This window comes from Bacteroides sp. An269, from assembly GCF_002159755.1.
GTDB classification, from domain to species: domain Bacteria; phylum Bacteroidota; class Bacteroidia; order Bacteroidales; family Bacteroidaceae; genus Phocaeicola; species Phocaeicola intestinalis.
This window is the reverse complement of sequence record NZ_NFJG01000035.1, coordinates 13,187-35,219: the sequence shown is the minus strand read 5'-3', so window position 1 is coordinate 35,219 and position 22,033 is coordinate 13,187. Positions and strand designations below refer to the sequence as shown.

Sequence of the window (22,033 nt, the reverse complement as noted above, 5' to 3'; positions counted from 1 at the left end):
ATGCTTGTATTATCGTGACAATGACAAATGACAAATGACAATTAACAAAGTGATGTAACGCACCACGAAGAAGAAAAGAGAATTGTAAATTAAATTATATTATATATATTATAATATATATATAATATAATTTATAATGTCGCTCACCTGCCATTAAGGCAATTTTTCCGGAAAAAGTTAATTGTCATTTGTCATTTGTCATTTGTCATTGTCATCATTATGCTTATATCTTACATATATCACGCATCTATATGCAAATTCCGGTATATATAGCTCCGCGCGCCTGTGCAAATAGTTTGCATCTCAGCGTTTTTAAAAACAACTTGGCAAAAAAAATAATTGCCGATTGTCAATTTTCCATTGTCCATTGCCTAATATCCATTGCCAATTGAAAAATTTTTCGTATCTTTGTGGAGTGAATCCTCCCTCACTATTCCCCTCTCCATACCGGCATACGTGCCGAGACGGTGCATGTTTGACAGAGGGGGTCTCTGCGCAAGACAACAACGACCTACCTTGAAAGCAGGTCGTCTCTGAGATAAGGTAGTTTCAAACCACCCTATCTCTGAGACGAGGTAATTTCAAATTACCCTGTCCCGTGGGATGACCTTGGTTGAAACAAGGTCGTCTATACGTGGGCTTTCCCTACCCACCCTCCGGCAAGTGCCGCGGCGATGCCTGCCGCCACGCTGGCAAGGGTGTAGAGCGCGAAGGCGGCGTAATGCCCCTGGCGGAGCAGGGTCAGGCTCTCTTGGCTGAAGGTGGAGAAGGTGGTGAACCCTCCGCAAAGCCCCGTGGTGAGGAAAAGCCGTGTCTCGTCGGAGAAGCCGAAGCGGGCGGAGAGGGCGTAGAACAGCCCGATGAGGAAGCTTCCCGCCACGTTGACGCCGAGCGTAGCCCACGGGAAGAAAAGGGGAGGGATGCGCCCGTTCATCACCGCCTGCACCCCGAAGCGCATCACGCTCCCGATGCCGCCTCCCAAGAAAATGGTTATCAATACGTTGGACATGTTGTTTATTTACGGTTTTATTATTTACGGTTTTTTTGAAACGCGGATTCACGCGGATTTCCGCAGATTGTATTTTTTTATTCATGTAGGGATGTTTGCGTAAATCTGCGTTCCGGCATCCGTTTTCGGGGCGCAAAGGTACAAAAATATAGGCCTTTTTCCGGTGGATTTGAATGAAAAAAGCGGCGCAAATGAAAATAGTCTGCGGAAATCCGCGTGAATCTGCGTTTCAGAAAATAGGTTTCCGCATCTTCTTGTGCACCGTAAAAACCGAATATTTTCGTTGATGTCCTTAAAATTTGTATGGTTTTTCATAGATTTATTGTAACTTTGCGCATCAAAAACAAGGAAAACATCAAAACATACTTAATATGAATATTTCGTATAACTGGCTAAAAGAATACGTCAACTTCGACTTGACCCCCGAACAGGTGGCGGCGGCGCTTACCTCTATCGGGCTGGAAACAGGCGAAGTGGAAGAAGTCCAGTCGATTAAAGGAGGGCTGGAAGGCTTGGTCATCGGAAAAGTGCTGACCTGCGAGCCGCATCCCAATTCCGACCACATGCACATTACGACGGTCGACTTGGGGCAGGGCGACCCCGTGCAGATTGTATGCGGGGCGTCGAACGTAGCCGCAGGGCAAAAGGTGGTGGTAGCTACCTTGGGCACCAAGCTGTATGACGGAGACGAGTGTTTCACCATAAAGAAATCGAAACTCCGGGGCGTGGAATCGAACGGCATGATTTGTGCCGAAGACGAAATCGGCATCGGAACCAGCCACGAGGGCATTATCGTGCTGCCCGATGACGTGGAGCCGGGCACGCTTGCCAAGGATTACTACAACGTGAAGAGCGACTACGTGCTGGAAGTGGACATCACGCCCAACCGCGCGGATGCCTGCTCGCACTACGGCGTGGCGCGCGACCTGTACGCCTGGCTCGTGCAGAACGGGCATGAGGCGGAACTGAAGCGCCCTTCGGTAGAGGCGTTTGCGGTAGACAATCACGACCTGGACATCGACGTGGTGGTAGAGAACACCGAGGCTTGCCCGCGCTATGCCGGCGTGGTGGTAAAGAACGTCACGGTGAAGGAAAGCCCCGAATGGCTCCAGGCGAAGCTGAAAGCCATCGGCTTGCGCCCGATTAACAACATTGTGGACATCACCAACTACATCCTGCACGCTTACGGCCAGCCGATGCACTGCTTCGACGCCGACAAGATAAAGGGTGGCAAGATTGTGGTGAAGACCGTGGCGGAAGGCACTCCGTTTGTGACGCTGGACGGCGTGGAACACAAGCTTTCGGACCGCGACCTGATGATATGCAACGCCGAAGAGCCGATGTGTATCGCGGGCGTGTTCGGCGGACTCGATTCGGGCACTACCGAAGAGACCCGCAACGTGTTCTTCGAAAGCGCTTATTTCCATCCTACGTGGGTGCGCAAGACCGCACGCCGCCAAGGGCTGAGCACCGATTCTTCGTTCCGTTTCGAACGGGGCATCGACCCGAACGGCGTGATTTATGCCCTGAAAGAGGCGGCTATCCTGGCGAAAGAGCTTGCGGGAGGTGAAATCGCTTGTGAAATCAAGGATAACTATCCCAGCCCGATAGCCGGCTTCCCGGTAGAACTTCCGTATGCGTATGTCCGTTCGCTGATTGGCAAGGAAATCCCTGCCGGGGTGATAAAGCGCATCGTTTCGAGCCTGGAAATGGAAATCACGGGCGAGACCGGAGAAGGGCTTTCGCTGGTGGTGCCTCCTTACCGTGTGGACGTGCAGCGTCCGTGCGACGTGGTGGAAGACATCCTGCGCATCTACGGATACAACAATGTGGAAATCCCCACTTCGGTAAAGGCGTGCCTGAGCGTGGAAGGAGCCGAAGACAAGTCGGTGAAGCTCCAGAACCTCGTGTCGGAGCAGCTGGTGGGATGCGGGTTCAACGAAATCCTGAACAACTCGCTCACCTCCGCTTCGTATTACGAAGGGCTGGAAACGTATAAGCCCGAAAACCTGGTGCGGCTGATGAATCCGTTGAGCAACGACCTGAACGTATTGCGCGGCACCCTTCTGTTCGGCGGGCTGGAAAGCATCGAGCACAACGCCAACCGCAAGAATGCCGACCTGAAGTTCTTCGAGTTCGGCAATTGCTATCATTATAATGCCGGAAAGCGGAACCCTGAAAAAGCGCTCGCGCCTTACTCCGAAGAACTGCACATGGGCTTGTGGGTGACCGGCAAGCGGGTAAGCAACTCGTGGGCGCACGCCGATGAGGACTCGTCGGTGTACGAGCTGAAGGCATACGTGCTGAACATCCTGCGCCGTCTGGGCGTGAACTTCGGCGCGCTGGTGTTCGGCACCTTGAGCGATGACATCTATGCCGCCGCCCTGTCGGTGCATACCCGTGGCGGAAAGTTGCTGGCTACGCTCGGCATCCTGCACAAGAAGCTCCTGAAGAGGTTCGATATCGAGAACGAAGTGTATTATGCCGACCTGAACTGGAGGGAGCTGATGAAGGCGGTCAAGAACAACGCGGTGACTTACAAGGACATTTCCAAGTATCCTGCCGTGAAGCGCGACCTGGCACTCTTGCTCGACAAGCAGGTGCAATTTGCCGAAATCGAGAAAATCGCCTACGAGACCGACAAGAAACTCTTGAAGCGCGTAGAGCTTTTCGATGTGTACGAAGGCAAGAACCTCGAAGCCGGAAAGAAGAGTTACGCGGTGAGCTTCACCCTGCAGGACGAAAACGCCACGCTGAACGACAAGCAGATAGACAAGCTGATGAACAAGCTGGTGCAGAACCTGGAAACAAAACTGGGAGCGAAATTGAGATAAATTTTTTAGGTAACAAGTTGACAAGGTGACAAGGTTCTGAATACTTATACTTCTCGCGCATTAATTTGTGCATTTTGTATATGCCATGTAGTAGAGACGATGTGCACATCGTCTCTACAGAAACGGTACGAAATGTTCAAGGAAGTGTACAAATTCATACCGTGTAGGGTATAGAACTATCTAAACCCAGTCCCCTAGTCCCTAGTTACCTAGTCCCTTAAAAAAACAACAACATTTAAAATATATAATCCAATGGGAAGAGCGTTTGAATATAGAAAAGCTACAAAACTGAAAAGATGGGGCCACATGGCCAAAACATTTACTCGTCTGGGAAAACAAATCGCCATTGCCGTAAAGGCGGGCGGACCGGAACCCGAAAACAACCCGACCTTGCGTTCGGTCATCGCTACCTGCAAGCGTGAGAACATGCCGAAAGACAACATCGAGCGTGCCATCAAAAACGCGATGGGCAAGGACCAGAGCGAGTACAAGGGAATGACTTACGAAGGATACGGCCCGCACGGGGTGGCTATCTTCGTCGATACGTTGACCGACAATACGACCCGTACCGTTGCCGATGTGCGTTCGGTATTCAACAAGTTCGGCGGAAACTTGGGTACGACCGGTTCGCTGGCTTTCTTGTTCGACCACAAGTGTGTGTTCACTTTCAAGAAGAAAGACGGGCTGGATATGGAAGAACTGATTCTCGACCTCATCGATTACGATGTAGACGATGAATACGATGAAGACCCCGAAGAAGGCACTATCACGATTTATGGTGACCCGAAGAGCTATGCTGCCATCCAGAAGCATTTGGAAGAGTGCGGGTTTGAGGATGTAGGAGGTGAATTTACTTATATTCCGAACGACCTGAAGGATGTGACTCCCGAACAGCGCGAAACCATCAACAAAATGGTGGAACGCCTGGAAGAGTTCGACGATGTGCAGACGGTATATACCAATATGAAGCCCGAAGAAGAATGATTTTTTTTCACCACAGATTACACGGATTGTTTAATTAGTAGATGTTGAGAATTAGTTGATATAATGTGTCGGCTCAGAAACGCAGATTAACGCAGATTTTCGCGGATTATTATTCTAATATTTGTTCTTAATCTGCGCTAATCTGCGGAAATCTGTGTTTCTGATAATATCATTTAATTTTGCACACTTACTTAGAATAATCTTTATTAGGAGAAGCTGGATTATGAGAATTGATTATCAGACGGAGGGCACTTGCAGTACGCGCATCGAGGTAGAAGTGGAAGACGGAATCGTGAAAGACGTGCGCTATACCGGGGGATGCAACGGTAATCTGCAAGGCATCAGTGCTCTGGTGAAAGGGATGCCCGTGAGCGAAGTGATAGCCCGGCTGGAAGGTATCCGGTGCGGTTCGAAACCCACTTCATGTCCCGACCAGTTGTGCAAGGCGTTGCGTACGGTAAAAGCATAGTTGTATGAACGTGTTGATACTCAATGCCAGTCCCCGCCCAAAGGGGAACATATCCCGTATGTTGGGCGCGATGGAAGAAGAAGCCGTAAAGGCAGGGATGCAGGTCATGTCGGTCCGTGTTTCCGATTTGCATGTCGCGCCTTGTAAGGGATGCATGGTGTGTCGCACAAAGCAGGCATGCGTACTGCCTGAAGACGATGCCCAGCGTGTGCTCCAGCTCATCGGAGCATGCGATGTACTGGTTATCGGGGCTCCTTGCTATTGGGGCAATATGCCAGGTACGCTGAAGGTGTTGTTCGACCGGCTGGTGTACGGGATGATGGGCGAGAGTCTGCAAGGTATTCCCCAGCCTTTGCACAAGGGTAAACGGGCTATGCTGCTCAGCACGTGCACCACTCCTTTTCCATTTAATGTTTTTTTCCGCCAGAGCCGTGGCACCATTCGTGCATTGCGCGAAATCCTCCGTTGGAGTGGCTTTAAGATCAGCGCCACGCTCGAAGTGGGAGGCACCAAAAAACATCCTGTAAGCGGGAAAACATTGGAACGTTGCCGCCGGATGATCCGGAAGTTATAAATAGAATGAATGCCGGCATTTAGCCGGCAAGGAGTAAAAAGGGAGTTATTTCAAGGAGTTAAAAGGAGTTAGAAGCCAATACTTTTGTTCATGGAAGCCCTAGCAGGACTATTTGCCTTTAACTCCTGCCGAAGGCATACCTCCTTCTAACTTCTTCTATCTACTGTATATGATGAATAAGAAAATGAAGAAACAATGGTGGGTGACCTTGTCTTTGTGGATTATCGCATGCACATTCCTGCTTTCGGCTTGCGGTGGAAGGCGGTATATGCAAGCGCAGCTATCCGAGGAAGGCGATACCTTGCAGATGGCATACGCGCGCTATCTTACCGTTGTGAAGCATGAGATGTTTACGCAAGTTACGGTGCGCAATCCTTGGGATTCTACGCGTATCCTGCACACCTATCTGCTGGTGGACAAGCATCGGGTATTGCCCGAAGGATTGCCCGAGGGCACGGTGGTGCGTATTCCTTTAGAGCGGATGCTGGTTTATTCGTCGGTGCATTGCAGCTTGTTCGGAGAATTGCAGGCACTGGATGCGGTGAGTGGAGTGTGCGACTTGTCGTATATCCGTATGCCTCAAATTCATGAGCGTGTGCGTGCCGGCAGGGTGGCGGATGTAGGGAGCAGTATGAGTCCCGACGTTGAGCGGGTTATTGCCTTGCATCCCGACGGTATCTTGCTTTCACCTTTCGAGAATGGTTCATACGGGCGTATCGGGCAACTGGATGTCCCGTTGATAGAATGTGCCGACTATATGGAAACCTCACCGTTGGGACGTGCCGAATGGATGCGTTTTTATGGGATGCTGGTGGGGAAGGAGCAGGAAGCCGATTCTTTGTTTTCACAGGTAGAGCGGGAGTATGAGGCTTTGCGGCGGTCGGTGGAACAGGTGGAAGAGAAGCCTCTGGTGTTTGCCGAGTTGAAGCAAGGCTCGGCATGGTATGTGCCGGGAGGCAAGAGTACGACCGGTCAGCTCTATGCCGATGCCGGTGCGCGTTATGTATTCGGCTATATCAGCGAGAGTGGTTCGGTGCCCTTGTCGTTTGAAACCGTGTACGACCGTGCCCGCCATGCTGATTTCTGGCTCATTAAGTATAACCAGTCGCACGACAAGACCTATGCCGGGCTGGAGCAGGACTATCGGCCATACACGGGTTTTGATGCGTTCCGCCGGAAGACGGTTTACGGATGCAATACCGGGCGCATACCGTATTATGAAGAGTCTCCTTTCCATCCCGAATATGTGCTGAAAGACCTGATAGCCGTTTTTCATCCCGGCTTGTTTCCGGATTACCAGCCGCGTTATTTCACGCCCCTTGAATAAACGTATGAAGAAGAGCACTCTCTATGTCGTGTTACTTGCCGCATCGGTGTTGGCGTTGGCGGTGGCATCCGTTTATGTAGGTTCGGTCCCGATTCCTTCCTCTGCCGTTACCTCTATCCTGCTGGGGGATACTTCTGCCGATGCAGGGTGGAGTTTTATCGTATGGGAGTCGCGTGTGCCTCAATGTATCACCGCTTTGCTTTGTGGTGCCGCATTGGCGGTATCTGGATTGATTTTGCAGACCGTGTTCAATAATCCGCTTGCCGATTCATCGGTCTTGGGCATCAGTTCCGGAGCCAGTTTGGGGGTAGCATTGGTATTGTTGGCAGGCGGCGGGAGTATTGTGGCAGGTCAGTTTGTGCTTTCGGGTTTTCTTTCGATGGTGGCGGGTGCTTTTGTGGGGGCAATGGTGGTGATGTCGGCTGTACTTTTTCTTTCGGTGCTGGTGCGTAGCAATGTGATGTTGCTCATCGCAGGCATCATGATAGGCTATCTGGCATCGTCTGCCATTTCTTTGCTGAATTTCTTTGCTACCGATGAAGGGGTGCATTCTTTTGTTATTTGGGGATTGGGAAGTTTTGGCGGTGTGTCTTCGGTCCAGTTGCCCGCTTTTTCGTTCATAGCCCTTATGGGCTTGCTGGCCGCCTTGTTGATGGTGAAACCCTTGAATGCATTGTTGTTAGGTCCCCGTTATGCTGAAAATTTAGGTATTCGTGTACGCCGTGTCCGGGGTATATTACTGGTGATAGCCGGTTTGCTTACGGCGGTGGTCACGGCATTTTGCGGTCCTATCGCTTTCATCGGGCTTGCCGTTCCTCATGTGGCGCGTATGTTATTGGGTACGTCTAATCACCGCTCTCTTCTTCCTGTGACCTTGCTGGCGGGATGTGCCGTGGCGCTTTTGTGCAACTTGCTTTGCCTTTTGCCTGGCGAGCGTGGCATTCTTCCTTTGGGTGCCGTCACTCCTGTGCTGGGTGCGCCTGTCATTCTTTATGTCTTGGTTCGTTGGCGTAAAGGCTAGCCGGTTATTTCCTTCCTTGAAATCGCATTATTCCTGACGTTCGCGCAAACGTCGGTTTTGTTTTTCTATGTCGTACGAATTTCCTCGTATTTTATCTTTGCGGAAATACTCCTGCCGGCGTATGGAGTCTTCTCTTTGTCGCTGGCGGATGTATTTGGAAAACCGGTCTGTATCGGGAGTTTGTGCAGGTGTGGCTGCTTTCGGAAGGGTATCCTCCTGAACTGTGTGTGTAAGGGTATCGCTGTCTGCCGGTGCATAGACGGGTAGTAAGCGGTAATAAGTAGGAAATTTCAGGCTGTCCTCACGTGTAGGGCGATAATTCTTGTAGGTTTTCCAGGCATTGGCATGTTTACGGTTGTGTTTCAGCATCCGTCCGTGAGGTGTAAGGTTGTTGTATATGAATCCGATGAAATCTAATCCTCCGATAACAACTCCGGCACCTAAAGAGCCTCCGACACGTCCGGAAGCACGGTCGTACATCATGCCCGTCCCTGGCGCAAGACTTTGCCCGTATTCTTCCGGCGAAACGGCACCTGGGTTGAGCTCCCAGTGGATGGTCCATTTTTTTGGGCGTCCCAGTACCAGCACATCATACACGGGGTCCTCGCCAAAGCGTGTCCATATGGTATAAGGTTCGGCACGGATGTATCCTGTGGGTTTCTTTACTTTCGTAGTGTCGATAAGGCTTCGCGGTATGCGCAGGTCTTTCTTAAATTCCATCCAGGGTTGGTTCATCGGATGTGTTTTCAGTTCTTCTTGCGGTTTTTCGATGCCGCTAAAGTCAAACTGTATCATCCGTACCGCTTCTTCATTCAGGCGGATTTCTTTATTCTTTTCCTGCGTTTGGGCAGCCAGAGGAAATGCCTCACTTGATAAGAGTATGACAAGAGTCAGTACTTTCCACTTGATGTTCCATTCTTCGTTCCTCATTTTCGCTTTTTTGTTTTTTCAACGTACTCTTCCTCCCTGCATCCAGCATTTCTGGTAATACGGTTCATCCAGTGTGCTTACAATAACTCCTTGGCTGGAGCTGGTATGGATGAACCGATTGTTTTTCAGGTAAATGCCTACATGGGTGGCGCGACGTTTATTGCGTCCGTTGTGGAAGAATACCAAGTCTCCTTCACGCAGTTTTCCTTTGCGTATTTTGTGGCAGTTTTCTTTGCGTTGTTCGTCCGAGTTCCGTTCCAGCCGTTTGCGGTATACTTTGCGGTAAATGTTGTAGGTTAGTCCCGAACAATCTACTCCCCTTCGCGAAGTCCCTCCGGACCGATAAGGTACGCCTATCCATTTTGCGGCTTCCACGTACAAGGAATGGTTGTCATCCATTGCGATATCCATATCCAGCCGGATGGCTGCTTGTGCCAGTTCGCGATAATTGTAGTGTGGAGCGCGTGTGCCGCATGCGGACAGGAGGATGAGCAGGATTGCTCCGATGAGTATATGGGTATGTTTGGTCATGTTTCCTTTATTTATTGGGAAACAAATGTAATGAAAATACAAATACAGAGACGTGGAAGGCTCGGTTTTTTCGAGTAATAATAACTAATTATAGTAGAATAAAACGGAATCGTAACACTATTTTGGAATAGAAAGCATACCAGTATTCTCTCTGCAAAAGAAGTTTATCCTTTTCCGATAGGGTAGCCTTCTTTTACAGAGAGCATGTTGTTTATTCCTGTGTCTCGATTTCAAAATAGTTTTCCAGTTCCTGCTTGGCTTCATCATTGATGGGAGTAATGTCGCGGATGATTTTTCCGTGTTCCAGCAGGGCGATGCGGGTACTGATTTCGATGGTGTGTGTCAGGTTGTGGCTTGATACGAGGATGATGGCTCCTGTTTCCTGGTTGTAGGTATGGAGCAGGTGTTTCAATGCCGATTGTGAACTGGGGTCGAGAAAATTAAAGGGTTCGTCCAGTATCAGGAGTTGCGGTTGGTTGAGCAATGCGGCAAGGATGCCCACTTTTTGCTTGTTGCCCGCCGAGAGGTTCCGGATAAGTTTCTTCTGTCCCAGTATTTCTCCGTTCATAAAGCGTTCGTAGGGTACCAGACGCTGGTCTACGGTTGTCTTGTCAAGGTTACACATCTTGCCCACAAAGTAGAAATATTCTTCGGGCGTGAGGTAATCGATAAGGAAACTTTCGTCCATATAGGCACCGGTTGTGTCTTTCCATGCTTCGCTTTGGTTCACTTCGGTTTCACCGATGTAAACATTTCCTTCGTCTGCTTTCAGCAGGTCCAGGATAAGCCGGAAGAGAGTGGTTTTTCCGGCTCCATTGTTGCCCACCAGTCCGAGGATTTCTCCGCTGTGTATGGTATAGTCGTCTACGTCAAGCACGGTACGCTTGCCATATATTTTCTTCAGATGGTTGATTGTTATATCCATTTTATGAGTTTGAAGTTTTCTGATTGTTTTATCTTGTATTCCTGAATCCTTCCATGTTCCGGTAGCGCCGTGCCATGAATCGTATGTAGATGTTGCGTATCCAGTGAGGGTGGGTAACAAATCCGATTATGCCCATGGTGCACATCACAATGTAACTTGTCGTTGCCCCCAATGCCAGTTCCAGTCCTTTATAGATAACCAGTGGCAGGGTGAACGAAGCGACCAGTATAACGGTCTGATAGGCATTGTTGCCTTGGCGTTTGCCCATCAGTCCCATATTGAGAGGGGCCGTCTTGTCATTGTACACCGCCATTTGCATCACACCGGGGAAGATGACGCCTGCTGTAAAAATCAGGTAAGTCACCGACATGAGCAAGGAGATGCTTCCTCTGAATACCGGTATCAGGCAACATACAAAGGGGATGATAAGAAGGGCACATTGTACGTAGTATTTGGCACAAAGCATATTATAAATACTTTCCCGGCGAACCATCAGCCCGTCGATGTAGTTCCCTTCTATTGCCATCGTCTGTATCAGGGTAGAAAGTCCCATTACGCAATAACAATACAGGCAAATAAAATCGTTCATGAGTCCGTCTCCATATACTTCGAAAGTCAGTGCCAGTGCAAAGAGCACCGTCAGTATGGTGAAACTCCAGAACTGGCTTCGGGGGGTCTTGTTCCGGACGAGCATCTTCAGTTCGAGCCGGATATAATCGCCTACATTTCCGTAACGGTCAAGGAAGCTATAGTCGCTGATGTGTTTGAGGCGGGTATCTTCTACGCGGGAAAGTTCGTTGTAAATAAGGTGTAGCTGCACTTTGCGGTTAAGCATACCCAGCATACCTGCCAGTATCAGGGCGCCGATGAAGGCAAGCGGATTCCACAGGATAAAGGCTTCACCTAAATTCATCGTGAAAGTGCTTACCCAGTGTGTGCCGGGTAAGAACTCAAGTAGGGCAAAGATGCCATAAACAGGCAGGCACCAGCAGATGTAGACAAATTTCTGACGCTTCAATACCCGGATGAGCATGCTCCAATAGCTGTTTGCCACGGTGAGCAGCCAAATGCCGAAAGCATATCCCAGCACTCCTGCCAGTCCGTAGAAACGGGTGACGCTAAGCAGGGCAAAGGGGATGAACAAGAAGAGCCAGAACAGATTGAACGGGTTGGCGGCTTCTCGCAGAAGGAGTGCGGCCATCACTTTCTTTTTGGGTATAGGAAGCAAGAGGAAGGGCTTGATTTCCTGTACTGGAGTAGGGAACAGAAACCTTATCAGAAAATCGAGGGCCAAGACAATGAGCAAACCTTTGTTCAAGATGTGATAAGGTTCCATGTTGGGAAAACTGTCGGAAAAAGCAGCGGGCAGCAATACCCCGAAGAAAACGAGGTATGCTGCCCAAAATGCAATTCCGATATAAATCATTACTTTGGCGAAGCGGTTTTTCTCGAACATCGGATTCCGCTTTTCGTCAAGTTTCTGTATGCGTCGGATATCGGAGTAGAGTGACATAGGCATCCGGTTTTAATTGGTATCGCCCGAAGTCATGCTCACTTCGATGCGGTTCTTTTGTGCCATTAATGTCTTGGCAAATTGCTGGAGGTCGGCATTTGTGATGCCATTCACCAGGTCGGTATATCCGGTGCGTCCGTCCATGCCTTCCCACAGGCTTCCGTAGAGCAGGCTCATCCAGTATCCGTTTTCTTTCTGGTTGGCTTCGTAGGTTTTCAGCATGTATTCTTTTACTTTAGCCAGGTCTTCAGCTTTAGGGCCTCCGGCTATAAATTCTTCGATGCCTTTGTCTATAAGCTGGCTCATGTCGGCACGCTTAGTCGGGTCGGTATCAAAAAAGATTTGTAGCGTGGCTTCTTCCTTCGGATATTTGCTGAGGTTGCCTTGTACGCTTACGCCATACGATGCTCCTGCTTCTTCGCGCACGGTCTCGGTATATTTCATTGTAAGCAGTTGCGAGAGCATACTCATCATCAGTTTATTCTTCAGGGTATATTCGCATGTGCCGCTTTCTACGATAATAACGGTTGCTTTTTGGGTTTGCAGGTCTTTGTGGAAGATGTTTTTCCACTCTCCCTTGCGGATGTCCAGCTTCGGGTCACGGAAGTTTTCCTTACGTCCCGTCGATGGCAAACCACCCAGATAAGTCTCGATGAGTGGAGTAGCGGTAGCAGGATCGATGTTGCCCACGAAAATGAAGGTAAAGTCGCTTGCATCCTTGAATCGGTCGCGATACATTTCCATTACTTTCCCGTAGTCTATCTGGTCTACCTTGTCGGCCTTGATGCGTGCGGCACGAGGATTATCACCATATAACACTTTGGTAATTGTGTCACTCAACGCCGTGTTCGGGTTTGCTTCCTGATTGGCAAGTTGAGCTTTCAGCCGGTTCTTGAATGATTCGAAAGCTGCCTGGTCGGTGCGTGGAGCGGTGAACGACAGGTAGGTGAGCTGAAGCATTGTCTCAAGGTCTTTCGGGGCACAACTTCCGTTTACGGCTTCGGTCAGGGTACGTACAGATGCTGATGCCGAAGCTACTTTTCCCGCCAATATTTTTTGGAGGTCGATGGCACTGAAGTTGCCCAGACCGCCCAAAGATACGACTTCATCGAGTACGGCGTATTGCAGGGCATCCTCATCATCGAATAGGGAGTTTCCTCCAGCACTGAACGATTGCATCCGGATTTCATCTGCCTTGAAATTGGTAGGCTTCAATACCACGCGTACTCCGTTGCTTAATGTGAGAATTGTTGATTCAAACGGTCCTTTTTCTGTATTTGTCACTTTGCCTCCAGTCGGTTTTTCTTTCATCAGTGGCTCGTCAGAAGTCTTGTCGACATAAGGTTCCAGTTTTTCAGCATTTACTTCTGCCAGTACCTTGCGGATACTTTCCTCGGTGGGATATTTCATACCTTCCTTGTCAGGGCAGAACAGGCATACTACCCGGTTGGTGTCGCTTACCTGTTGCTGGTAGAGTTGGTTCACACTTTCCAAGGGGATGTTGGGTACCAACTGGTTCATCATTGTGTATTTATATTCTACACTGGGGATAGGCTCTCCATCAATAAAATTAGATACGTATTGGGCTACGAACTGATTGTTTTTCATTTTATCGCGTTCGTTGTACACGTTTTCCAGGTTGCTCAGGTAATCGGCTTTTGCCCGTGCATATTCACTGGCGGTGAATCCGAATCGGTGTGCGCGTTCGATTTCTCGCATCAGAGCTTTCAGTCCGCTTTCTATTCCATCTTCTTTACAGATGGCTACACCCGTAAATGCCCGTTTTGTCTTGGCAAGGATAAAGTCCATGTCTTGCGCTCCGGCATTGATGAAGGGTGGGGTAGCAGTGAGTAGAAGTTCTTGCAAGCGGGCGTTCAGCATGTGACTGATGGCATAGTCCATAAATGAATAGGCAAGGTATCCTACGGTGTTCTTCATTTCTGCAGGGAAAGGTTCATGTTTGTGGAATACCATGACTTGGTTGATTTCCTGTTCCTTGTCTTTGTTGATGGACACGATGGTTTCTTTATTGTCGGGCACTGGATAATGTACTCGTTCTGCGGGGTTGGCAGGCATTTGGATGGGACCGAACAGGTTCTTGATTTTCTGTTCTATCTGGTCTACGTTCACGTCACCTACTACGATAATGCCTTGTTGGTCGGGGCGGTACCATTTTTCATAATAGTCGCGCAACGCCTGATAAGGGAAATTGTCTACAACTTCCATCGTTCCGATAGGCAGGCGATAGGCATATTTGCTTCCTGCAAAGATGGTAGGGAAAGCGGTTTCGTACATACGCATCATGGCTCCGGTACGTGTACGCCATTCTTCGTGGATGACTCCGCGTTCTTTATCTATTTCTTTAGGGTCGAGAGTGAGGTCGTCTGCCCAGTCGTGCAGGATAAGGAGGCACGAATCGATGATGCCTTCACGGATGACAGGTACATCGTTGATGTTATATACCGTTTCATCGATGGAGGTGTAGGCATTCAGGTTGACACCGAATTTTACACCGATGGATTCCAGGTATTCGCGTAGTGAGTTTCCCGGAAAGTTCTTGGTACCATTGAAGCACATATGTTCAAGGAAGTGTGCCAGTCCGCGCTGGTTGTCTTCTTCCAAAATCGAACCTACTTTTTGTGCAATGTAGAAGTCTGCCTGTTTTTCGGGCAGTTCATTATGACGGATGTAGTAAGTCAGTCCGTTTTCCAGCTTACCTGTTCTTACATCAGGGTCGGTGGGAATAGGCGGCATTTGTTGTGAAAATGCTGTAGCCGCACTTCCTATCAGGAAAGCGGCAATCAGTGTCTTTCTGTAAAAGTTCTTCATTGTGGTAAGTTTTTATGAGTTTGCTACAGATTACACAGATGCCTTCTGGTGGTTTGCCTGTGTAATCTGTGGTGAAAAAAGCATCAAAGCAAGCCGCTTGCCGAAAGGTATCGTTCGGTTTCTATGGCGGCTTTGCATCCGCTTCCGGCCGCAGTGATGGCTTGCCGGTAATGGGGATCGGCAACATCACCGGCGGCGAACACGCCCGGCACACCTGTGCGTGGTGTTCCTGCTTCGGTCAGGATATATCCTGTTTCGTCAGTTTTTATCCATGGTTTGAAGATGTCCGAATTCGGTTTGTGACCGATGGCAAGGAAAAATCCGTCGATAGGTACATCGTAACGCTCTTCATCGGGTTCTCCCATGCGTTTTACTACGTGCATTCCTTCCACACCGTTTTCACCATACAGACCTATGGCATTGTGTTCGAACAGCACTTGGATGTTAGGATGATTCAACACACGTTCTTGCATAATCTTGGAAGCGCGTAAATAAGGTTTGCGTACTACCAGATAGACTTGTTTCGCCAGTCCGGCAAGGTAGATAGCCTCTTCACAGGCGGTATCGCCTCCTCCTACTACGGCTACGGTCTTTTTCCGGTAGAAGAAGCCGTCGCATGTGGCGCAGGCGCTTACCCCCATGCCTGCATATTTCTTTTCGTCTTCCAGTCCCAGATATTTGGCGGTAGCTCCGGTGGCGATGATGGCGGTATCGGCGGTGATTTCTTTTTCATCATCTGTCCAGAAGTGGTAAGGAGCCTGGCTTAAGTCTGCTTTGACGATGATACCAGAGCGGATGTCTGCCCCAAAACGGGCTGCTTGCCGGCGCAGGTCATCCATCAGTACCGGTCCGGTCACTCCTTCGGGATAACCCGGAAAGTTTTCCACTTCAGTCGTAATGGTGAGTTGTCCTCCGGGTTGGATTCCTTCGTAAAGTACCGGTGCGATGTTGGCGCGTCCGGCATAGATAGCTGCCGTATATCCGGCGGGTCCTGATCCGATAATCAGGCATTTTACATGTTCTGTTGTCATATTCTTTTGATTGGTTTAATGAGATTATTCAATTCTTTTAATGAAACAAAGATAGTGTATTTTGCCGAAGTGACCAAACAATCTAAAAAACTGTTTCGTATGGACACGGAACTATATGGATTAAGCTATGCATTCAGCTACATGCGCCGGTGCATATATATGCGTTTCCTTCCTTAAGAGTCTTGATTATTGGTTGTGCAGGGTATGGAAACAGTTTTTTCATCGCATGTCAATTACTTCCGCCTGTGGGTATTTTTTCGCATCGAAACGGAATGTGTCGTTGGTATAGGACATTCCGGTCTGATAGTCGAGTATGCGGAATTCTTGGGTTTGTCCACTGGCCAGTTTGACGGTGATATAGAGAGGCTGATAGTTTTCGGAAAGGAAAAGCACTACCGATTCGATATCACCTTTTTGGCGGGGGGTAAGGATGATTTCGTTGCCTTCTTTACCTCGTATGGTATGCTTGCCTCCATAGCGGCAATGGAAAAGCCGGTTGTAAGAGTTTATCAAAGCGTATGGATTGATGCTTTGCAGTTCGTCGGGGGAGGGGGTAGAGACGGTCACTTCTTCGTTTTGTTCCACATAACTCCATTGGGTAGTTCCGTCGAACCAGCTTTTTACGCCTCCACATTCCAGGTAGAAACATGTTCCTTTCAGGGCGAGGGTTCCTTGTTGGCTTCCCCCGAACCGGATGCTTATTCCGCCGGATTTCTGGTAAGCAGTGGCGGCTTTGCTTAAGATGGATTGGGCACGGGTGTCTTCGTTGGCTTGCAGGTTTACAGATACCAGTAAGGCTAGCAAGCAGGAGAAAAAGATACGTTTCATCATATTTATGAAGTTTTGGAATACCGCAGGTTGCATGTGCCGGAAAGAACGGTTAGGGCAATCATGCAATCTGCGGTTGGTTTTAATTTTTCAAATTGTTCATGCGCATGGCAAGGTCGTTTTCGTCCATGCAGAGCACTTCGCGTGCTTTGCTTCCATTGGCAGGACCTACGATGCCGGCACGTTCCAACTGGTCCATGATACGTCCGGCGCGGTTGTATCCGATGGAGAACTTGCGTTGGATGAGTGAGGTGGACCCTTGCTGGTGGTAGATGAGCAGGCGGGCAGCTTCTTCGAAGAGTGGGTCAAGCCGGTTCATGTCTACGTCGGCACTGCTTCCTCCTTCTGTGTCGTCTTCTACTTCGGGCAGCATGAAAGCGGTGGGATATCCCTGTTGGTGGCTGATGAAATCGACTATACGTTCTACTTCGGGCGTATCAACGAAGGCACATTGTACACGTACAGGGTCGTTGCCTTGCAGGTAGAGCATATCGCCTTTACCGATAAGCTGTTGTGCACCAGGACGGTCTAAGATGGTACGTGAGTCCATCATCGATGCTACGCGGAATGCTACGCGTGCAGGGAAGTTTGCCTTGATGGTTCCGGTGATGATGTTTGTAGTAGGCCGTTGGGTAGCGATGATGGCATGGATACCGACAGCACGTGCCAGTTGGGCAATGCGGCAGATAGGAAGCTCGATTTCCTTGCCGGCGGTCATTATCAGGTCACCGAACTCATCGATAATGATGACGATATACGGCATAAAGCGGTGTCCGTTTTCAGGGTTCAGCTGGCGGTTGATAAACTTTGCGTTGTATTCCTTGATATTACGACATCCTGCTTTTTGCAAAAGGTCGTAGCGGGTGTCCATCTCGATACAGAGCGAGTTTAAGGTTTGCACCACTTTGGTTACATCGGTGATGATGGCGCTGTCCGAGTCGGGCAACTTGGCAAGGTAGTGCTTTTCTATCGGTGCATAGATGGCAAACTCTACTTTTTTCGGGTCGACGATGACGAATTTCAGTTCGCTAGGGTGTTTCTTATATAATAAGGAGGTGACGATGGCGTTCAATCCTACTGATTTACCTTGTCCTGTAGCACCAGCTACCAGCATGTGGGGAGCTTTTGCCAGGTCGACAATGAAAACATCGTTGGTGATGGTTTTTCCCAAGGCTACAGGGAGTTCGAATGTAGTGTCTTGGAATTTTTTACTGTTTAATATAGAGCTCATTGATACGATGCGCGGGTTGGCGTTCGGCACTTCAATACCGATGGTTCCCTTACCCGGAATAGGAGCGATGATACGGATGCCCAGTGCCGAAAGGCTCAGGGCGATGTCATCTTCCAAGTTGCGGATGCGGTTGATGCGTACTCCTTCGGCAGGAGTGATTTCATACAATGTAACGGTAGGGCCTACGCTGGCCTTGATGGAACTGATTTCGATGCCAAAGCTCCGCAATACCTGGATGATACGGTCTTTGTTGGCATTTTGCTCTTGCATATCAATGGCAGGGGTGTTGTCGTTATACGAATTGAGCAGGTCGAGTGTCGGGAAGTGGTAGTGTTCCAGATCCAGCCGCGGATTGTAAGGCTGGTCTAGCGATCCACGTTCGTCTTCCTGTTCTTCTTCTTCTTCGGGAGTTTCTTCTATTTCGAACGTGGGCTCTTCGGTCGTTTTTGCCTGAGTTTTCTGATGGATTGTCCCGGCTTCGGCTATTACCGTTTCATCGGGTTGTTTACGCATTTCGGTAGCATAGGCTGGCGTTGTGTTGTCTGCCTGGCTTTCTATGGGGTCAAGTTCTATTTCTACCGGCTGTTCGTCTTCTTTTGTGCCGGTGGCATCTGATGTGTTGTCGGGCGTATGGTGCAGGGCAGTGTTTTCCGTATCGGCCGGCTGTTGGGCAGCTTCTGTAGGGAACGCTTCTTTTCTTTTGTTCCGTTTCGGAAGGGCTGGATGGAAAGCTTTTCGTACTACTTGCATCGTTTCACGGGTAAAGAAAATGCCGATGAGTACCAAGGTAACCAGCAAAACGAGGATAAGTCCTGGTGCACCGATTTGGGAACAAATCCATTGGCTCACATTATATCCGTGCAATCCTCCAGGATAGAGGAAAGAGTCTTGAAACGTGCCTCCGAAGGCAAAGCCTAAAGTGACGGATAGCCATACCATTAATATGGAGCAGCTTACGAACCATTTCCATACGGTGAACCGGTAAGCTTTCATCAGCCTCATGCCGCAGACAATGAGGAACACCACAATAAAATATGCCGAAATCCCGAAACAATCGTTTATAAGGAATTGCGAAAGTTGGGCTCCGCGTGCTCCGGCATAGTTTTGTATGCCGTTCTGGGTTTCGAGCAATTCCCCGGGATCTGGATGTGCCAGGATACTTTGGTCGTTTCCTCCGGTAAAAAAGAATGAGCTGAATGCCAGTAGCATATAGACACCGAATATGACACAAAGCAAGCCGAGGATGAAGTGTATGGTTTCGCCTTTTATGGCGGTAAGCATCTTTTTGGGAAGGATGTTTTTCTCTTCGTTTTCTTTTGTTTCTGTCTTTTTCTTCATAATGTTATAGCAAAATGGTAAAAATCAATCGCAAATGTACGAATATTTTTTTGTATTTTTGTGCCGCAATCAAGTTTCGTTATGAAAAAGAATTTATCAGTCGTTTACGATAAAAATACAGTCGAGTTTGTAACGGTGGCTGCAGAGTTTTGTGGCTTCCTCGAGCGTGTTGGTGAAATAGAACATCCTGAGTTCGTGGATAAGGTGTTGAAGTTGCTTCCGTTGCTCTATCTGAAAGCATCAATGCTTCCGGAACATGCCGTGCGGATGGATGAGTTTGACCCTGAAGTTTTTGTAACCGAAGGTGATTACGAGCGTGTGCGTGCCGGTGTGGCATCTTTGATGGGGAGACATGATGATTACCTTGAAGTGTTTGTAGAGGATATGGTATATAGCGACACGCCTATTCATCAGACCATATCAGAGAACCTTGCCGATATTTACCAGGCGTTGAAAGATTTTGTGTGCGTGTACCGTTTGGGATTTGACCAGACGATGAATGATGCATTGGTGATTTGTCGCGAAGGGTTTGCAGAGTTCTGGGGGCAGCGTCTGGTCAATGTCATGCGTGCCTTGCATGATGTGAAATACAATACTGCTTCCGGGCAGGAGGATAATGACGGCTATACGGGAAATGATTTGTACGGTGGGCTTGAAACCGATGATGATGGTTCGGACGACCGTTGGGAGTGAGAAAAGCATGTGAGAACTCAAAAAACATTTATGATTATATTACAGAATAAGATATCCAAACAAGAAGTGTCTGAGATGCCGAAGGTTAGTTTCTCGGGGCGCATTTTTGTTATCTACACCGAAACGGAAGCACGTAAGGCAATCGATTACTTGAACACGCATTCTGTAGTAGGGGTGGATACCGAGACACGTCCTTCTTTCCGTAAAGGGATGACTCATAAGGTCGCTCTTTTGCAAATAGCTACTTATGACACGTGTTTCTTGTTCCGCTTGAACCATTTGGGACTTCCCGATTTTCTGGAAGAATTTTTGCAGAATGATGTGTTGAAGGTAGGATTGTCGTTGCGCGATGATTTTGCTGTGCTCCGTAAGCGGAATGGAGGTGATTTGCGTGACGGAAACTGGATAGAGTTGCAGGATTATGTGCCGCATTTCGGTATTGAAGAGAAAAGTCTGCAAAAAATCTATGCATTGCTTTTTGGCAAGAAAATATCGAAGGCGCAACGCCTTTCCAATTGGGAGGCAGAGGTGCTTACTGAAGCACAGCAGTTGTATGCTGCTACAGATGCTTGGGCATGTGTGGAAATTTACAGTTATCTTGAAGACCTTCGGATTCATGGCAACTACCGCATTGAAAAGGTAGAGGAGAAGGCTGGTGAATAGTTTCAACAGCATAGGGAGTCTTTGGGGACCTTTCTTTGTCTGATATCAATCGTTTAATCTATTAATAAATATTATATAACGTGTCATATAAAAGAGTCTATTTGAAATCCGGAAAGGAAGAATCATTGAAGCGTTTTCATCCTTGGATTTTCTCAGGTGCCATAGCTCGGGTAGAGAATGAACCGGAAGAAGGAGAAGTAGTAGATGTATATACATCGGAGAAGGAATTTATCGCTTGCGGACATTTCCAGATTGGAAGCATTGCAGTACGGGTACTTTCGTTTGTACAAGAACCGGTTGACCGTGCTTTTTGGGTACGTAAATTGTCGTATGCACGGAAAGTACGTGAGGCTTTGGGACTGATTGGTAATCCGCAGACCAATACTTATCGCCTGGTGCATGGTGAAGGCGATAACTTGCCCGGCTTGATAGTTGATATTTATGGTAAGACGGCTGTGATGCAGGCTCATTCGGCAGGAATGCACCTGGACCGGATGGAAATAGCTGCCGCTTTGTCCGAAGTAATGGATGATACGGTTCAGAATATCTATTACAAGTCGGAAACCACGTTGCCTTTCAAGGCCGATTTGCTGGCTACTGAAAATGGATTTATCCGAGGTGGAAGTGTAGATAATGTAGCGATGGAAAATGGTTTGAAGTTTCATGTTGATTGGCTTAAAGGACAAAAAACAGGTTTTTTTGTCGACCAGCGGGAAAACCGTCGCTTATTGGAACGTTATGCAGCAGGGAGAAATGTACTTAATATGTTCTGCTATACAGGTGGATTTTCGTTCTATGCAATGCGCGGAGGTGCCAGACTGGTACATTCTGTAGACAGTTCTTCGAAAGCAATCGACCTTACTAATGAAAATGTGCAGTTGAATTTTCCTGGCGATGTGCGTCATCAGGCATTTGCCGAAGATGCATTCAAGTATCTTGACCGTATGGGAGAACAGTATGATTTGATTATTCTTGATCCACCGGCTTTTGCCAAGCACCGTGACGCACTTCGTAATGCCTTGCGTGGATATACCAAACTCAACGCAAAAGCTTTCGAGAAGATTCGTCCGGGAGGGATTCTGTTTACTTTCTCCTGTTCGCAGGTGGTAACGAAGGATAATTTTCGCAATGCGGTCTTTACAGCTGCTGCTCAGGCAGGGCGTAGTGTGCGTATCTTGCACCAGCTGACTCAGCCCGGTGACCATCCGGTAAATATCTATCATCCTGAAGGAGAATATTTGAAAGGATTGGTATTGTATGTGGAGTAACCAAAGTTGACGAGATATCATTATAAGTTGACAAG

Annotated in this window: 18 protein-coding genes; 9 read left to right on the top strand and 9 right to left on the bottom strand. The window is 48.5% G+C overall.

All coding sequences use genetic code 11. From position 1 onward, the window contains the following. Positions 1-628 precede the first annotated feature (628 nt). Complete coding sequence (gene crcB, locus B5F71_RS08855) at positions 629-1,009, bottom strand: fluoride efflux transporter CrcB (protein WP_087209428.1); 381 nt, start codon at positions 1,007-1,009, stop codon at positions 629-631. Between the two features lie 371 nt (positions 1,010-1,380). Here crcB and pheT point away from each other — a divergent pair, with 371 nt between their 5' ends. From pheT to B5F71_RS08825, 6 genes are all read left to right on the top strand, one after another. Further along, positions 1,381-3,843 carry a phenylalanine--tRNA ligase subunit beta gene (gene pheT, locus B5F71_RS08850; RefSeq protein WP_087209426.1) on the top strand — a complete coding sequence of 821 codons (2,463 nt, stop codon included), beginning with the start codon at positions 1,381-1,383 and terminating at the stop codon, positions 3,841-3,843. Between the two features lie 252 nt (positions 3,844-4,095). Beyond that, on the top strand, positions 4,096-4,827 hold the full coding sequence (locus B5F71_RS08845; protein WP_022039352.1) for a YebC/PmpR family DNA-binding transcriptional regulator: 732 nt from the start codon (positions 4,096-4,098) through the stop codon (positions 4,825-4,827). Positions 4,828-5,050: 223 nt separating this feature from the next. Then, on the top strand, positions 5,051-5,296 hold the full coding sequence (locus B5F71_RS08840; protein ID WP_022039351.1) for a TIGR03905 family TSCPD domain-containing protein: 246 nt from the start codon (positions 5,051-5,053) through the stop codon (positions 5,294-5,296). 4 nt (positions 5,297-5,300) lie between these two features. Beyond that, positions 5,301-5,870: a flavodoxin family protein gene (locus tag B5F71_RS08835; RefSeq protein WP_022039350.1), complete on the top strand. Its 570-nt coding sequence runs from the start codon at positions 5,301-5,303 to the stop codon at positions 5,868-5,870. Positions 5,871-6,054: 184 nt separating this feature from the next. Further along, a complete protein-coding gene (locus B5F71_RS08830; protein WP_087209439.1) occupies positions 6,055-7,197 on the top strand; it encodes an ABC transporter substrate-binding protein in 1,143 nt (380 codons plus the stop codon). 4 nt (positions 7,198-7,201) lie between these two features. Next, positions 7,202-8,218: an iron ABC transporter permease gene (locus tag B5F71_RS08825; protein ID WP_022039348.1), complete on the top strand. Its 1,017-nt coding sequence runs from the start codon at positions 7,202-7,204 to the stop codon at positions 8,216-8,218. Between the two features lie 27 nt (positions 8,219-8,245). Here the strand turns inward: B5F71_RS08825 and B5F71_RS08820 are convergent, their stop codons facing one another. The 8 genes from B5F71_RS08820 to B5F71_RS08785 all read right to left on the bottom strand — a co-directional run bounded on the left by B5F71_RS08820 (position 8,246) and on the right by B5F71_RS08785 (position 19,317). Beyond that, positions 8,246-9,148, bottom strand: coding sequence for a DUF4858 domain-containing protein (locus B5F71_RS08820; protein WP_087209425.1), 903 nt, complete (start codon positions 9,146-9,148; stop codon positions 8,246-8,248). Between the two features lie 18 nt (positions 9,149-9,166). Then, the gene (locus B5F71_RS08815) at positions 9,167-9,679 is read right to left on the bottom strand and encodes an NlpC/P60 family protein (RefSeq protein ID WP_087209436.1); all 513 of its coding nucleotides are present in this window, start codon (positions 9,677-9,679) and stop codon (positions 9,167-9,169) included. Positions 9,680-9,890: 211 nt separating this feature from the next. Continuing rightward, positions 9,891-10,604 (bottom strand): ABC transporter ATP-binding protein, encoded by a 714-nt coding sequence (locus B5F71_RS08810; RefSeq protein WP_022039345.1) that lies wholly within the window; start codon positions 10,602-10,604, stop codon positions 9,891-9,893. 28 nt (positions 10,605-10,632) lie between these two features. Then, a complete protein-coding gene (locus B5F71_RS08805; RefSeq protein ID WP_087209422.1) occupies positions 10,633-12,117 on the bottom strand; it encodes a DUF5687 family protein in 1,485 nt (494 codons plus the stop codon). A 12-nt stretch (positions 12,118-12,129) separates the two neighbouring features. Further along, positions 12,130-14,946: a M16 family metallopeptidase gene (locus tag B5F71_RS08800; RefSeq protein ID WP_087209420.1), complete on the bottom strand. Its 2,817-nt coding sequence runs from the start codon at positions 14,944-14,946 to the stop codon at positions 12,130-12,132. Positions 14,947-15,029: 83 nt separating this feature from the next. Continuing rightward, positions 15,030-15,977: a thioredoxin-disulfide reductase gene (trxB, locus tag B5F71_RS08795; protein WP_087209416.1), complete on the bottom strand. Its 948-nt coding sequence runs from the start codon at positions 15,975-15,977 to the stop codon at positions 15,030-15,032. Positions 15,978-16,196: 219 nt separating this feature from the next. Beyond that, a complete protein-coding gene (locus tag B5F71_RS08790; RefSeq protein ID WP_225226170.1) occupies positions 16,197-16,808 on the bottom strand; it encodes a LolA-like putative outer membrane lipoprotein chaperone in 612 nt (203 codons plus the stop codon). Between the two features lie 79 nt (positions 16,809-16,887). Further along, positions 16,888-19,317, bottom strand: a complete 2,430-nt coding sequence (locus B5F71_RS08785) for a DNA translocase FtsK (RefSeq protein WP_239414094.1) — start codon at positions 19,315-19,317, stop codon at positions 16,888-16,890. Positions 19,318-19,455: 138 nt separating this feature from the next. Here B5F71_RS08785 and B5F71_RS08780 point away from each other — a divergent pair, with 138 nt between their 5' ends. The 3 genes from B5F71_RS08780 (at position 19,456) to B5F71_RS08770 (ending at position 21,998) form a co-directional block, all read left to right on the top strand. Beyond that, a complete protein-coding gene (locus B5F71_RS08780) occupies positions 19,456-20,067 on the top strand; it encodes a DUF5063 domain-containing protein (protein WP_087209410.1) in 612 nt (203 codons plus the stop codon). A 30-nt stretch (positions 20,068-20,097) separates the two neighbouring features. Beyond that, the gene (locus B5F71_RS08775) at positions 20,098-20,730 is read left to right on the top strand and encodes a 3'-5' exonuclease (protein ID WP_087209408.1); all 633 of its coding nucleotides are present in this window, start codon (positions 20,098-20,100) and stop codon (positions 20,728-20,730) included. 80 nt (positions 20,731-20,810) lie between these two features. Then, a complete protein-coding gene (locus B5F71_RS08770; RefSeq protein WP_087209405.1) occupies positions 20,811-21,998 on the top strand; it encodes a class I SAM-dependent rRNA methyltransferase in 1,188 nt (395 codons plus the stop codon). Positions 21,999-22,033: the final 35 nt, after the last annotated feature.